Below are 14,153 nucleotides of genomic sequence, written 5' to 3' on the forward strand. Positions count from 1 at the left end.
CAGCAACGGCTAGAAAAAATGCGGGAACACGAGCGCCAGGAACATGCCCGTGACGACCATAAAGACCCGTCAATTCACTGACCGGCGATCATAAGAAAACGGACAGGAGAGAACACACCCATGACTGATATCCAGCAAACCGTGTACGTTGTTGAGGACGATGAAGCAGTCCGCGATTCCCTGGAGCTGCTGCTGAAATCCGACGGCAAGCCGGTAAAGACCTATGAGAGTGCAACCGCTTTCCTGAAGGACTACTCCGACAAGATGGCAGGCTGCATTGTGCTGGATATTCGCATGCCGGGCATGGACGGTATGGAGCTCCAGAAAAAGCTCAATGAAAAACACTCTATATTGCCGATTATCTTTGTGACGGGTCACGGTGACGTCCCCATGGCCGTCGACGCCATGAAAGAGGGCGCTGTGGACTTCATTCAAAAGCCCTACCGTGAGGAGGCACTGCTGGAGAAAATTGAGGCAGCCCTCAAACAGGATCTTGAGCAGCGAAAGTCTCTGGACGAGAAGCAGGAGATCATTCGCCGCATCAAGAGCTTGACCCCCCGGGAACACGAGATCATGGACCGTATGATTGCCGGTCAGGCCAACAAGGTGATTGCCATTGAGCTGGAAATCAGCCAGCGCACGGTCGAGATCCACCGTTCCCGCGTTATGCACAAGATGGGGACCCATTCCCTGGCACATCTCGTTCGTATGGTCCTGTCCGTAAAGGACCTTATCGACGCAGGGTGATCCCGGCGGCATCATACGGTTACTTTTCTAACCGGCCCGACATTTATGACTGAAGCTGTCAGCGAGAACTCGGAGGTGACGGTTCTGCTCGTGGATGACAATCCGCAGAACCTCAAAGTCCTCTATGAGACCCTGAAAGACAAAGGTTACCGGCTACTCATTGCCAACGAGGGTGAAAAGGCCCTCGACCTTGCCCACCGCCATCAGCCCGAAGTGATTCTCCTCGATATCATGATGCCGGAGATGGACGGCTATGAAGTCTGCGAGCGCCTCAAGGCCGCCCCGCAGACGGCCGACTGTGCCGTCGTCTTTCTGTCTGCGCTGGACGACCTGCAGGCAAAGGTGAAGGGCTTTTCACTCGGCGGTGCCGACTACATCTCCAAGCCGTTCCAGTCCCAGGAAGTGATCGCTCGCGTGAAAACCCACGCCAGCGTTATTCGTCTTGAAAGAGAGTTGCAGGCCCGCAACCGGGAGCTGCAGAGTGACCAGGCCCGGATTCTGAACTCCATCAGCGAAGGCATCTACGGCCTCGATGAGAACGGCATTATTGAATTTGCCAATCCGGCGGCGGCATCAATTGTTGGCTGCCCGGTGGAAGAGCTGATTGGTCGTGATTTCTTCGAAACCCACTTCGCGACTGCCGGTGACAATCCGGACGGACTGCCGGTGAAGGCGACCTGTCAGCAGGGTGTGGCCGAGAACCAGCGGGATATCCGAATGCTAAGGGCCGACGGAACCGGCTTTCCGGCGGAGTACCGCTCAACCCCGAAACTGGACTCTGACGAGCTCCACGGTGCCGTTGTTGTATTCCGGGATATCACCGCCGAACTGGACAATGAAAAGGCGCTGGAGGATGCCCGGCAACTGGTTCAGGAACAGCGCGATCAGCTTGCCCATACCTCGCGCCTGACCACCATGGGTGAAATGGCCGCCGGCGTTGCCCATGAGGTGAACCAGCCGCTGACCGCCATCACCAATTATGCCCGGGTCGCCAAGCGGATGATGGCAAAGGAAAGCCCTGGCATGGGGCCGCTCCAGGAGACCCTCGACAAGATCGAGGCACAGTCCCATCGCGCCAGTGAAATCATCCGACGCATTCGTCGATTCATGAAAAAACCGGCGACGGGCAAGGAAGTACTGTCGGTGCCCGCGTTGCTGGAAGACACCCGGCAGTTTGCCGAGGTGGATATGCGGAATAACAAGGGCGCTATTGAGCTGTCCGTGCCTGAGGACATGCCTGAGGTTCTGGCCGATCCCGTTCAGGTACAGCAGGTCGCCCTGAATCTGATTCGCAACGCTCTGGAAGCGACCAGCAGTATTGATTCCAGCGCGCCGGTAGAAGTGAGTGCCAGTGTGCAGGGTGGCACCTGTGTTCGAATCCAGGTGCGGGATCATGGCATCGGCCTCTCGGAAGATGCCGAAGAGAAACTGTTCCTGCCGTTCTTCACGACCAAGGACGAAGGGATGGGGATTGGCCTTTCAACCTGCCGTTCCCTCATACAGGCGCAGGGTGGCGACATCGGTTTCGAGCGGCCGGAAGGCGGTGGTGCCTGTTTCTATTTCACGTTGCCCGTTGCCGGCGCCCAGGGTTCCCCCTGCGCACCGGATGGCAAGCCTGCCTAAAACCAGTCGACGCGCCCGGTCAGATGGGGCGCATCGCCTTTGGCATTCAGCACCTGGTAGTCCCACCCCGTTTCTCCGGTGTTCCAGTTCAGCTGGGCTGTACCAGGCAGAAGCAGCGGTTTCTTGAACTGGCAGCTGATGCTGAGGGCACTGGCTTGCCAGCCTTCCTGTTGTTCCAGTAGCGCCAGTGCGTGGGCTTTGGTCCACATACCGTGGGCGATTGCCCGTGGAAAGCCGAACGCTTTGGCGCTCAGGGCATGCATGTGGATCGGGTTGCTGTCGCCGGATACCCGGGCGTATTGCCGGCCAATCGATTCGGGCGCCTTGAAATTTTCGGTGTTTGGATAACGTTCCAGCTCTGGCGGTGTTTTTTTGCCGGACGACTTGCTCTCGCCATCCGGTTGTCGGAACAACGTCGTGCTCGCTTCTTCCCAGACCAATTTGCCAGCCGAGCGAGCCTCGGTGATGAGATCAAACTCCACGCCCCGGTCACTTTTTACGGTATTCCCCAGTCGTACAGATAAATCCAGGTTCTCCCCGGTGCCGATCGGCCGGTGCTGGGTAATGGTGTTTCGCAGGTGCACCAGGCCCAGCAGCGGCAGGGGAAAGGCCTTCTCGGTGAGCAGTTTCAGGTGCAGTGGAAAAGCCAGCACATGGGGCCAGGTAACGGGCAGATGACTACCCGCCGCGAAGCCACAGACCTGCTGGTAGCGCTTGAGGTTCTTGCCGGCAGTACTGACGCCAAGCAGGCTGGCAGACAACTCCGGGATGCTGACGTCACCGCCGGTTTGCTTTTGTTTCGGCAGCAGTGTTCTGCCATACATGGGCAATAAGGCGGGTGGTGTCGTGTGGTAAACGAGGGTCTCTGGCATGGATGTTCTCCTTTATAGCCTCGACCGGAAATGCCGGCGCTGCCTGAGTAAAAGCGTAGTAGCAGAGGATATGCTTTTTTTTACATTTTGGTACAACTCGGCGTTCGTGGCCTGATATGCTCTAATATAAGACGATTGTCTAACAGGGTGCCTTTTCTGGGCCCTCTGGATCTGACAAACCTCTGGAGTGTGGCAAACCCTGCCAGATCAGGCATTGACCTGGCGAGCCCCGGCGACTGTCCGGCCGGCCAAAGTAGAAGTCAACAAATAAGAAAACGGGATCTTATGCAGGAACTTCGTGACGCGGGAGTGATGTTGCGCCTGATTTATGAGGCGATGAAAAAGAAGGGAATCGATACCAATGCGATTTTCAGCCGTCTGGGTGTGGATGAAAATTACGTTTATACCGAACAGCTTCGAACTCCCCACAGTGCGCAGATGTACTTCTGGCAGGCTGTTGAGGATGTTTCCGGCGATCCGGATGTTGGCCTGCATCTGGGACAGTTGCTGCCAGCGTATAAGGGGCAGGTGCTGGAATACCTCTTTCTGAGCAGCCCAACCTTCGGCGAGGGCCTGCGTCGGGCCCAGAACTATCAGCGTCTGCTGAGTGATGCTGCTAACACCGATTTCTTCATTGAGGGCGACGATGCCTGCATGGTTCTGGATGCAGCGTCTGATGATGTACGTCGTTTACGGCATTTCAATGAATGTTTCGTGCTGGGACTGATTACCTTTTTCCGCTCCATCACCGATGGCAACTTTTACCCGTCACGCATCGAGTTCGAGCATGAGCGTGCCGAGGGCCAGGATCATGTTCGCGAGGTGCTGGGGTGCGACGTCACCTTCGGTGCGCCGGAAAACCGGCTGTATTTCCCGGCCAAGCTGCTTTCCCATGCCTCGCCGCATGCCGAGCCGGAGCTGCTGGATCTGCACGAGCGGTTTGCCAGCGAACAGGTTGCCCGGTTGGAGAAGAAAGACATCGTTGGTCAGGTGGAGCGGATTGTCGCAGAGCTCCTCGATAGTGGAGAGGTCACCCTCGATGCCGTGGCCGAGCGGCTCGGCATCAAGCCGAGGACCCTGCGTACCCGGTTGACAGAGGCCGAGACCAGTTTCAATCAGGTACTCGCGGATTTTCGCTATCGCCTGGCCCGTCAGTTGCTGGCAACCACCGATGAATCCATTGATGAGATTGTCTACCTGACCGGCTTTTCTGAGCCCAGCACTTTTTATCGCGCATTCAAACGCTGGTCCGGAATGACACCTATCGAATACCGCAAAACCGCCCAGGGCAAGGACGCCATGGTCGATGCCATGTAACAGAACGCTTTTTCTGAAAATATTTTAGGAAAAGCGTTGACATAACAGGGCGCCTCTTTATAATGCGCCCTCGTTGTCACAGAGCAATCACACCCTTGATTGCCAAGCCTTTTCGAGGCGAGCTGTGATGACCCGCACGGAGCGGTAGTTCAGTTGGTTAGAATACCGGCCTGTCACGCCGGGGGTCGCGGGTTCGAGTCCCGTCCGCTCCGCCATTTTTTCCCCTCGTTTTACCTTTCACGTTATCCGACTTCTCCAGTTGCATTACATTCAACGCCAAGCTTCATTGTCATCGTTCTGTCATTGAGAACTTCTAGGCTATTTCTGAAAATTCAGGAATCAGGAAGGCTGTGATGCGGGATTACGAAGAAGAGTTGATTGAAAACCAGTTCGAAGAATATGAAGACGATGATGGCTGGGACGACGCCATGGAGTTATAGGCAAGGGATGAAACCATCACCGATGTCATCCATGCCTGATCTGCTTTCGGTGCTCCCCGGGGCTTAGATTGAACCAGCGCCGGTAGGCCTTGTGGAAGGCCGCAGGATTGGCAAAACCCAGAAGCCAGGCAATCTCCGCCAGTGATGTCTCTGTCTCCCGAATATAATCCCGCGCTAACTGTTTTCGCGTTTCATCCACCAGTTCCCTGAATCCGGTTCCCTCGGCGGCCAGTTGTCTCTGGAGCGTCCATGGCGCAATCCCCAGTTTAACTGCAATGGTTTCCAGGCTGGGTGTCTCGCCCCGAAACAGGGGTGTGAGAAGGTTTTTTACGCGGTCGCCTGTGGTCCACCCCCGTCGTATCTGCTGCAGTTCCCGTTCGCAGAGATCCGAAAGCTTTTCATGCATGGCGGGCTGAGCCTGCTGGCTGGCGCTTTCCCAAATGTCCTGACGAACGGTAAGGCTGTTGTTCGAAGCTCCAAACTGCACGGGGCAGCGGAACCAGCTCTCGAACAAATCATCCTGGCCGATTGATCGGTATTCGATAGTGACCTTCTCCAGAACGTCATAACGGCCCGTAACGGTCCTGAGAAACTGGGTCCACGCGGCAAGAACGGAATCCACCACGAAGTAGTTGAAGCCGTTATAGGGACGAATCGAGTAGAACTTTGCTTGCCGGGTTTCCGGTTGGACCGTTGGAACGCCACGGCTATTGCGGCTGGTTAGCAGAGCGTATCGAATCAGCGTGGCGAGTGCTGCGCCAGTGGTGCCGGCGGTTTCTCCGGCCAGCCCTGCAATACCCGCGTCGACAGGGCGTGATAGCGCACCCATCCTCAGCCCGAGAGCCGGGTTGCCGGTCTCGTTGATCGCGGCATGCCCCAGACGCATAAACCGCGGGATGCTGATGCGCGCTTCCGGTGATGTCAGGGTCTGATGGTCAAGCTGGAAACGGGATGCCAGTTCTGCGCTGCTGGCGCCTTCGGCTTCGGCGGCCCGCAAAAGAGCCGACGCATAGAGAACACTGATGTCCCCGAGTGAGTTTCGGTTTTTTGACGGGCTGGAGAGGTGGGCGTTCATTGAAGCCTTTGTCTGACATGTTATGCAAGGATAATAAAATGTTATCCCTGGATATTGTCGATGGCAAGATGCGCGGGTAGTTTAAGGCTCAACAATGAACGGAGCCCTGTCATTTATAGGCGTTCCGCCCGAGATCACGATGAGGAGAGCAAACATGACCGCGAGCACGACGCCAGGCGTTGCCAAGTACCCGAACCTGCTTGAGCCACTGGACCTTGGTTTTACCAAACTGCGTAACCGCACCCTGATGGGCTCCATGCACACCGGCCTGGAAGAGGCCAAAAATGGCTTCGAACGCCTTGCGGCATTCTATGCAGAGCGTGCCCGTGGCGGTGCCGGCCTGATCGTGACTGGCGGTATTGCTCCGAATGTGGAGGGGGGCGTTTTCCAGCACGCCGCCAAGATGACCACCGAAGAGGAAGTCGAGAAGCACAGGGTCATTACCGATGCGGTGCATGGAGCTGATGGCAAGATCTGCATGCAGATCCTCCACGCTGGCCGCTACGCCTATTCTCCGGAGCTGGTGGCACCCTCGGCCATTCAGGCGCCAATCAATCCGTTCAAGCCCCGGGAGCTGGATGAAGACGGCATCGAGAAGCAGATCCAGGACTATGCGGAGTGCGCCGCACTGGCACAAAGCGCCGGTTATGACGGCGTTGAAGTGATGGGGTCAGAGGGTTACTTCATTAACCAGTTCATTGTGTCTCATACCAACCATCGGACTGACCGTTGGGGTGGCAGTTACGAAAACCGCATTCGTCTGCCCATCGAAATCGTTCGCCGGGTTCGTGAACGAGTGGGCGAGAACTTTATCCTGATTTACCGCCTGTCCATGCTGGATCTGATTGAAGACGGCAGTACCTGGGAAGAGGTGGTGCATCTGGCCAAGGAAATCGAGAAGGCGGGTGCAACCATCATCAATACGGGTATTGGCTGGCATGAGGCCCGCGTACCTACCATTGCCACCTCAGTTCCCCGGGGCGCATTTACCAAGGTGACCGCGCGCTTGAAAGGTGAAGTGAGCATTCCTCTGGTCACCACCAACCGGATTAACATGCCGGATGTGGCCGAGAAGATTCTGGCCGAGGGCGATGCCGATATGGTGTCCATGGCCCGGCCGTTCCTCGCAGACGCCGATCTGGTTCTGAAGGCGGCGGAAGATCGCGCGGAGGAGATCAACACTTGCATCGGCTGTAATCAGGCCTGCCTTGATCACACCTTCAGTGGCAAGCTGACGTCCTGCCTGGTCAATCCCCGCGCCTGTCATGAAACCGAGCTGACCTACGTGAAGACCGCGAAGCCCAAATCCATCGCGGTGGTTGGTGCCGGCCCGGCAGGACTGGCTTTTGCTTCCGTGGCGGCAGAGCGTGGCCATAAGGTGACACTGTTTGACGCCGGCAGTGAGATTGGTGGCCAGTTCAACGTTGCCAAGCTGATTCCGGGCAAGGAAGAGTTTTACGAGACGTTGCGTTACTTCCGGGTGATGCTCGACAAGCATCAGGTCGATTTACGCCTGAACACCCGGGTTAGCGCTGACGACGTGAAAGCCGGTGGCTTTGACGAAGTGATTCTGGCCACTGGCGTAAAGCCGCGTACGCCGGAAATCGAGGGTATCGATCATCCCAAAGTGATCGGTTATCTGGACGCGCTGCTGGAGCGCAAGCCGGTTGGCCAGAAAGTGGCCGTGATCGGCGCCGGCGGTATCGGTTTCGATGTCTCCGAGTTTATCGTCCACAAGGGCACGTCAGCTGCTTTGGATACCGATCACTTCATGCGTGAGTGGGGTGTGGATCTCAGTGTTGAGCATCGTGGTGGCATCCAGGGCGTTGAGCCCCAGGTACCGGAGCCTGCCCGGGAAGTCTATCTGCTTCAGCGCAAGGCCTCGAAAGTGGGTAAGAACCTGGGCAAGACCACCGGCTGGATTCACCGGACTTCCCTGAAAAACCGTCAGGTTCAGATGGTGCCCGGTGTGACCTATCGTAAAATCGATGATGAGGGGCTGCATATAACGGTCACGCCGAAAGGCGCAGAGCAGGGCGAAGATCGTGTGCTGCCCGTGGATACCATTATCGTCTGCGCGGGCCAGGAGCCGCTGCGCGAACTGCAAAGCGAACTCGAGGCAGCGGGCCTGCCAGTTCACCTGATTGGTGGCTCGGATGTGGCGGCTGAACTCGATGCCAAGCGAGCGATCAACCAGGGCAGTCGCCTGGCAGCAGAGCTTTAAGCGCAAACACGATCACAAATCGTTGCACTTTTTCCCTGTGCAGAAACGATTGTCTGGCTAGACTAATAGCTTTGAGTCTGTCAGCTTGCGTCTTCGCCCCGGCTCCGGGAGGCTGGGGTTGAAGAGGCCGGCACCACGATCGGATGGAACATCTCTCAGTGTTCTGTCGTGTGGTGTCGAGTCGTTGAACTTTGGAGAACGTGCAATGGTGTCTGCCGACCAGGCAACCGATGGTTATTCGGCGGTATTTTTTGTGGAAGGAAGCCAGGTGGCTCGCGAAATGCGGGCCACGGAATTCGGCGCTTTCCTGGATGGCTACGTTGGGCTGTCCGATCTTGCCGAAACCGATGTCAGGGCTGTTCTGGTTGAGTTGAGTCCCGATCTTCGGGTTCAGGCACTCGTGTTCTTCCGAATCTGGTTTGATGAGGAGGGCAGGGCAGACAGTCACTGGAACCTGCCGATTGAAGAGCTCGCCAGGCAAGGCGCCAAGGGGCCGGACATGGGCGGTGGTCCGATCCGGCTGGTTTGCCGAAGCCAATGCCCCGATCCCAAGTTCAAGGAGGATCTTTGGGACCCGGACATGACCCCGGGGAATAATCATTTCCAGGCCATTCGCAAGGCAGTAGAGGCCAATAGCCTTAAATTCCGCAAAGTTGAGCCGGTACAGGAAGAGAATATTCCGGTTCTGAATGAGCAGGCAGAAGATTCTTCGGAGCGCGAAGAGGCCGCAGCCGCCGCCGACCGTTCCCGCCTGGCGCAGTTGATTCGTGAGCAACGCCTGCGGATCAAGACCCTCCAGAGTGTCCACCGCGATGCGCTTTCGGATATCCAGCGAGAGCACCGGCTGGAGGTCCAGGGGTTACGCAGTGATATTGCGGATCTCGAGCAGAAATACGAACGCCAGCGCCTCAGTAATGAGCAGCTCAAGAAGCGACTTTCCGAAAGAAACGAGCAGTACCTCGCCATGCAGGAGCAGATGGCCGCGGTAGGTGAGGAGAAACAGCGGGAGGATTCAAACGCGGGTGCCGAGCTCCTGCTCCTCAGGGAGCAGCTGGAGCGGCGTCAGCGCGAACTCGAGCTGAGAGACGAGAAGATTGTCGCTCTCGAGGAAGAGAACCACGAGCTGAGAAACCGCGAACCTCCGGAAGACTCCATCATGGACCATTTGAAGCGCCAGACGGTGTTCCTGGTGGCCTACCAGCCAGGCGCCGGTCACGTAACGCTGCCCTTCAAGGACATTGAGACCTACTTCAGCAACCCCACCGCCTACGCCGCGGAACGCTGCGGCATGAATGAGCCCGCCTATCGTGAATGGCTGGATCACTATGAAAATCCTGTGTGCACCCACAAGGGCAACGATGGCAAACCCTGTGGTGAGCCGATCCTGCGGGTAAGCCAGCCCTCGGAATTCCGCCCGGGCGTTGACGATCGGTGTGAGAAACACCAGGCCTGAGGTTTGAACTTTTTCAGTATCGGGGTGACTTTCGTTAAACTGTACGCCAGATTGTCACCGGGGTAACGGTTTCGTTGGTCCCCGCCGCATCCCGACATCACAGGAAACTTCATGGATCAGTTCAGGAACATTGGTGTAATTGGCCGAATGGGCAGTGTGAAAGTGGTTGAATCACTGCGCCAGCTCAAACAGTACCTGATCACCAACAATTACCACGTCATTCTTGAAGAAGACACAGCCAGCATGCTGCCAGGGCATGGCCTGCAGGTGGCCAGCAAAAAGCTTCTGGGCGAAATCTGTGACCTGGTCATCGTGGTTGGCGGGGATGGCAGCCTTCTGGGCGCCGCCCGGGAGTTGGCCAAGTCCAAGATTCCCCTGCTTGGGGTGAACCGTGGGCGGTTGGGCTTCCTGACTGACATATCGCCGTCCGATCTTGAGGAGCGCCTGGGCAAGGTTCTGGAAGGCGAGTACATGGAGGAGACGCGGTTCCTGCTGGATGGCAATGTTGAGCGCAACGGCCAGCCCCTGGGGTTTGGTACGGCCCTGAACGATGTCGTACTGCATCCCGGTAAATCCACCCGGATGATTGGCTTTGACCTCTTCATCGACGGCCATTTCGTGTACAGCCAGCGTTCGGATGGCCTGATTGTCTCTACGCCGACAGGGTCTACCGCCTATTCGCTGTCTGCCGGTGGTCCGATTATGCACCCGAAGCTGGACGCCATTGTTCTGGTGCCCATGTTTCCCCACACTCTCAGTAGCCGGCCGATCGTCGTCGATGGCAAGAGCGAGATCAAACTGGTGATCGGGGAGACCAATGAAACCTATCCGCAAATCAGCTTTGACGGCCAGATGAACATTGCCTGCGCGCCGGGCGATATCATTCGCATTACCAAAAAGCCGTTCAAGATCCGGTTGATTCACCCCACAGACCATAATTTCTACGCCACCTGCCGTGACAAGCTTGGCTGGGCTAGTGAAATATCAGCGAGTTGATCATGGCTGCTACAAAATCGACCGCAAACCGCGGTTACGACATCATTGGCGACATTCACGGCTGTGCCAATACCCTGGCCAGATTGCTGGAGCAGATGGGGTATCGGAAAATCAACGGGGTCTACCAGCATCCCCGTCGTCAGGCGATCTTCATCGGCGATATCATTGATCGTGGCCCACGCATCCGTGAAGCCCTGCACCTTGTGCGCGATATGGTGGAACATGGTTCGGCCCGAATTGTCATGGGCAACCATGAGTACAATGCCCTGGGTTACTGTACGCGGGCGCGCCCGGGCAGCGGCAAAACCTTCCTGCGCGAGCACAACGCGCGTCACGACCGCCTGATCCGCGAGACTCTCGAGCAGTTCGAAGCGCACCCCTACGAGTGGAATGAGTTTCTCGAGTGGTTCTACACCATACCGCTGCTCATCGACGACGAGGATTTCCGCGTTGTGCACGCGTGTTGGGATGGCGACCTGATTGAGAAATTCAAGCAGTCGCAGGGTGGTGCGTGCATTGATGAGGATTTCCTGCACGCTTCTGCCGCCATCGAGTCTTTTGCCGGGCAGGTTATGGATACCCTTTTGAGGGGGACGGATCTGCGGCTCCCCCGGGGAATGACCATCACCGGTCGGGATGGCTATGTGCGCGAGTTTTTCCGAACCAAGTTCTGGGCCGACGATCCTCATACCTATGCCGATGTTGTCTTCCAGCCGGACCCGTTGCCACCGGAAGTGGCAAGCCGCGTATTGACGGAAAGCGAGCGAAAGCAGCTGATCAGTTATCCTCTTGATGCGCCCCCGGTTTTTGTCGGGCATTACTGGATGGAAGGAGAGCCGGCGCCGCTCAAATCCAATGTCGCGTGCATCGACTACAGTGCCGTGAAGTACGGGCGGTTGGTCGCTTACCGAATGGATGGTGAGCGGGCACTTTCCCGGGACAAATTTGTCTGGGTTGATGTGGAAAGACCGGAGCAAGCGGATTATCCCAATAGCGAGGACAGTCTTGCACGCTAGACCGAGCGTTGTGGCTGAATCATTTCCGGAGGCGGAGTAAGCGGTGTACCGAGTCAAGCAATTGGATACCACGGTAAACCTGGCGGGTTTCAGCCGTTGGCTGAACGGCCAGGGTGTGACCCACCGCATCACGGAAGAGGGCGGGTTCCAGGTGCTCTGGCTGGAAGATCCCGCCCATGCGGAACCCGTGCTCTCGGCCCTTGACCGTTTTATGGCGGAACCGGAAATCAGGGAAGCGGTGGATCGTCAGAACCGCTCACCGGTGTTTGTTGGTGGCCGCTGGCAACCTTCTCCACGTCATGCGCCGCTGGTGCTGGGGATTATCGTGTTTGCCGTAACCATGGTCTGGCTCACGGCCATGGGGCAGAATGAGCTGGCGGCCAGCCTGATGGTGATCGACCCCCGGGATTACGACTGGAGCACCATGGCCGGCCGCATTGAAGCGCTGACAGCGACGCTGGCAAGCGGCCAGGTCTGGCGGCTGCTGACGCCGGATTTTCTGCACTTCAGCTGGACCCACATCATTTTCAATTCGGTCATGCTCTGGTTTCTGGGTAGCCAGATCGAGTGGTTTGATGGTCGCGCCCGGCTAATCATGCTGTTTGTGATCACCAGCCTGATTTCCAACGGCCTGCAGTATTTTGTCTCGGGTCCGCTGTTCGGTGGGCTATCGGGAGTGGTTTATGGGATTCTGGGTTATTGCTGGCTCAGCCAGCGATCGGCACCGAGGTTTCAGTTTCCACCTGCGTTGGTAACCTTTGCCGTTGCGTGGATGGTCATCGGATTTACCCCGCTGCCCGAAATGATCGGGCTCGGGCGTATGGCCAACGAGGCGCACCTGGGCGGGTTTGTTGCCGGCCTGGCCCTTGCGGTGGTTTTGCCCGTAAAAGGCAGAAGGGGCGCATAAAAAAGCCCCGCCAGAGGCGGGGCGTTAAAAGAGCTTTTAGCTCCTGATGAGAGAGACCAAATGATACGACCGTCGTCATTTGGTGAAGTAATGATAATCATTATCGTTTGATGCTGTCAAACGGTTCCGCCATATTTTTAATGAACGTTTTTTCAGGAGAGCGGGATGACTTACGAAGAACTGATCGAGCGACTGGATCCCAATGTCTACCGGAGCCTCCGGCAGTCAATTGAACTCGGCAAATGGCCTGATGGCCGAAAACTGACGCCCGAACAGCGTGAAATCAGCCTGGAAGCGGTGATCTACTACGAGAACCTTCACAACATTCCTGAAGAAGAGCGTACTGGCTACCTGGATCGGGGCAGCAAAGCCGGTACCGCCTGCGATCCTTCGGTGCAGCGCAAGCAGGATAAAGACGATATGGACCCCAGCCAGTTTGTCGAGGTCAAGTCTTGAGCGAACTGATTGATGTCACCGGCCGGCTCCGGAAAATGCCGGCGGAGGCCGGAAACCCGGTGGCCTATTCCATTGCCGTTGGCGATACCCGTATCCCTCTGAATGATCTGATCGGCAGGCCTTTGCGCCTGGATTTTGATGGCGTGATTCGCTGTATCCATTGCGACAGGAAAACCAACAAAAGCTTTAATCAGGGCTTTTGTTACCCCTGTTTCCGCAAGCTTGCCGCTTGTGACAGCTGCATCATGAGTCCGGAGAAGTGCCACTATCATCTTGGTACCTGCCGTGAGCCCGAGTGGGGTGAAACCCATTGCATGGTGGAGCATGTGGTGTACCTTGCGAACTCGTCGGGTCTCAAGGTTGGTATTACCCGGGCGTCCCAGGTGCCAACACGGTGGATTGATCAGGGGGCTGTTGACGCTATCCCGATGGTGCGAGTTGCAACGCGATACCTCGCAGGCCTTGTGGAAGTTGCCTGTAAGGCTCACGTCGCCGATCGGACCAACTGGCGGGCCATGCTCAAGGGCGATGTCCCGGAACTCGATCTGGTGGGTGAGCGGCAGCGGATGCTTGGGCTGATATCCGACGACCTTGAGTCGCTCAGGCAGGCCCACGGCCAGGACTCCATTCGGGAAGTTGACGAGCAGGGGCTTGGCCTGAGCTATCCTGTCCAGGTCTGGCCAGCCAAGATCAAAACCCATAACCTCGACAAATCGCCGGAGGTCGAAGGCGTATTTGAGGGCATCAAGGGGCAGTACCTTATTCTGGATACCGGTGTGATCAATATTCGGAAGTTCACCGGTTATGAAGTCCGCTTCCGGGTCATGGAAGGCTGATAGCGCCTTTCCCGGCAAATCTTGTCATGCCTGTGGGTACTGTACGCCAGTGCCCACAGGCCGCGAATTCTGGAGAAAACCCATGCGTACCAGCCAGCCACAAACCATTTATCTGAGCGATTACAAGGTACCTGCGTATCTGGTCGACACTGTAGACCTGCGATTCGAGCTTTTTGAGGATGGCGCACGGG

The 14,153-nt window shown here is 56.9% G+C and carries 12 protein-coding genes and 1 tRNA gene; 11 read left to right on the plus strand and 2 right to left on the minus strand.

Annotation, left to right across the window (positions count from 1 at the left end; genetic code table 11):
• The first annotated feature begins 120 nt into the window (after positions 1–120).
• Both fixJ and B2W52_RS21880 read left to right on the plus strand, forming a co-directional pair.
• Positions 121–747 carry a response regulator FixJ gene (gene fixJ / locus B2W52_RS21875; protein ID WP_008170525.1) on the plus strand — a complete coding sequence of 209 codons (627 nt, stop codon included), beginning with the start codon at positions 121–123 and terminating at the stop codon, positions 745–747.
• Positions 748–792: 45 nt separating this feature from the next.
• Positions 793–2,370: an ATP-binding response regulator gene (locus tag B2W52_RS21880; RefSeq protein ID WP_286804080.1), complete on the plus strand. Its 1,578-nt coding sequence runs from the start codon at positions 793–795 to the stop codon at positions 2,368–2,370.
• Here B2W52_RS21880 and B2W52_RS21885 read toward each other — a convergent pair.
• On the minus strand, positions 2,367–3,242 hold the full coding sequence (locus B2W52_RS21885) for a MaoC family dehydratase (protein ID WP_104270285.1): 876 nt from the start codon (positions 3,240–3,242) through the stop codon (positions 2,367–2,369). The genes B2W52_RS21880 and B2W52_RS21885 overlap by 4 nt on opposite strands.
• A gap of 285 nt (positions 3,243–3,527) precedes the next feature.
• Between B2W52_RS21885 and B2W52_RS21890 the strand changes: the two genes are divergently transcribed.
• Both B2W52_RS21890 and B2W52_RS21895 read left to right on the plus strand, forming a co-directional pair.
• Complete coding sequence (locus B2W52_RS21890) at positions 3,528–4,559, plus strand: AraC family transcriptional regulator (RefSeq protein ID WP_008170520.1); 1,032 nt, start codon at positions 3,528–3,530, stop codon at positions 4,557–4,559.
• Positions 4,560–4,697: 138 nt separating this feature from the next.
• Positions 4,698–4,774, plus strand: a tRNA-Asp gene (locus tag B2W52_RS21895).
• A gap of 250 nt (positions 4,775–5,024) precedes the next feature.
• Here B2W52_RS21895 and B2W52_RS21900 read toward each other — a convergent pair.
• On the minus strand, positions 5,025–6,074 hold the full coding sequence (locus B2W52_RS21900) for an AraC family transcriptional regulator (RefSeq protein ID WP_273073179.1): 1,050 nt from the start codon (positions 6,072–6,074) through the stop codon (positions 5,025–5,027).
• A gap of 154 nt (positions 6,075–6,228) precedes the next feature.
• On the opposite strand from B2W52_RS21900, the gene B2W52_RS21905 reads away from it, so the two are divergent.
• From B2W52_RS21905 to B2W52_RS21935, 7 genes are all read left to right on the plus strand, one after another.
• Positions 6,229–8,298 carry an oxidoreductase gene (locus B2W52_RS21905; protein WP_286804081.1) on the plus strand — a complete coding sequence of 690 codons (2,070 nt, stop codon included), beginning with the start codon at positions 6,229–6,231 and terminating at the stop codon, positions 8,296–8,298.
• Positions 8,299–8,503: 205 nt separating this feature from the next.
• The gene (locus B2W52_RS21910) at positions 8,504–9,751 is read left to right on the plus strand and encodes a DNA repair protein (protein WP_286804082.1); all 1,248 of its coding nucleotides are present in this window, start codon (positions 8,504–8,506) and stop codon (positions 9,749–9,751) included.
• Positions 9,752–9,862: 111 nt separating this feature from the next.
• Positions 9,863–10,747, plus strand: coding sequence for an NAD(+) kinase (locus B2W52_RS21915; protein ID WP_008170512.1), 885 nt, complete (start codon positions 9,863–9,865; stop codon positions 10,745–10,747).
• 2 nt (positions 10,748–10,749) lie between these two features.
• Positions 10,750–11,763: a metallophosphoesterase gene (locus B2W52_RS21920; RefSeq protein WP_286804083.1), complete on the plus strand. Its 1,014-nt coding sequence runs from the start codon at positions 10,750–10,752 to the stop codon at positions 11,761–11,763.
• 43 nt (positions 11,764–11,806) lie between these two features.
• Positions 11,807–12,670 carry a rhomboid family intramembrane serine protease gene (locus B2W52_RS21925; protein ID WP_053114787.1) on the plus strand — a complete coding sequence of 288 codons (864 nt, stop codon included), beginning with the start codon at positions 11,807–11,809 and terminating at the stop codon, positions 12,668–12,670.
• Between the two features lie 165 nt (positions 12,671–12,835).
• Complete coding sequence (locus tag B2W52_RS21930) at positions 12,836–13,126, plus strand: YeaC family protein (protein WP_008170505.1); 291 nt, start codon at positions 12,836–12,838, stop codon at positions 13,124–13,126.
• Positions 13,123–13,962 (plus strand): DUF2797 domain-containing protein, encoded by an 840-nt coding sequence (locus B2W52_RS21935; protein ID WP_286804084.1) that lies wholly within the window; start codon positions 13,123–13,125, stop codon positions 13,960–13,962. Before B2W52_RS21930 ends, B2W52_RS21935 begins: the two co-directional genes overlap by 4 nt.
• The last annotated feature ends 191 nt before the right edge of the window (positions 13,963–14,153 follow it).

The sequence above is a fragment of the Marinobacter sp. UBA2498 genome (assembly GCF_002341575.1).
In the GTDB taxonomy this organism is placed as follows: Bacteria; Pseudomonadota; Gammaproteobacteria; order Pseudomonadales; family Oleiphilaceae; genus Marinobacter; species Marinobacter manganoxydans.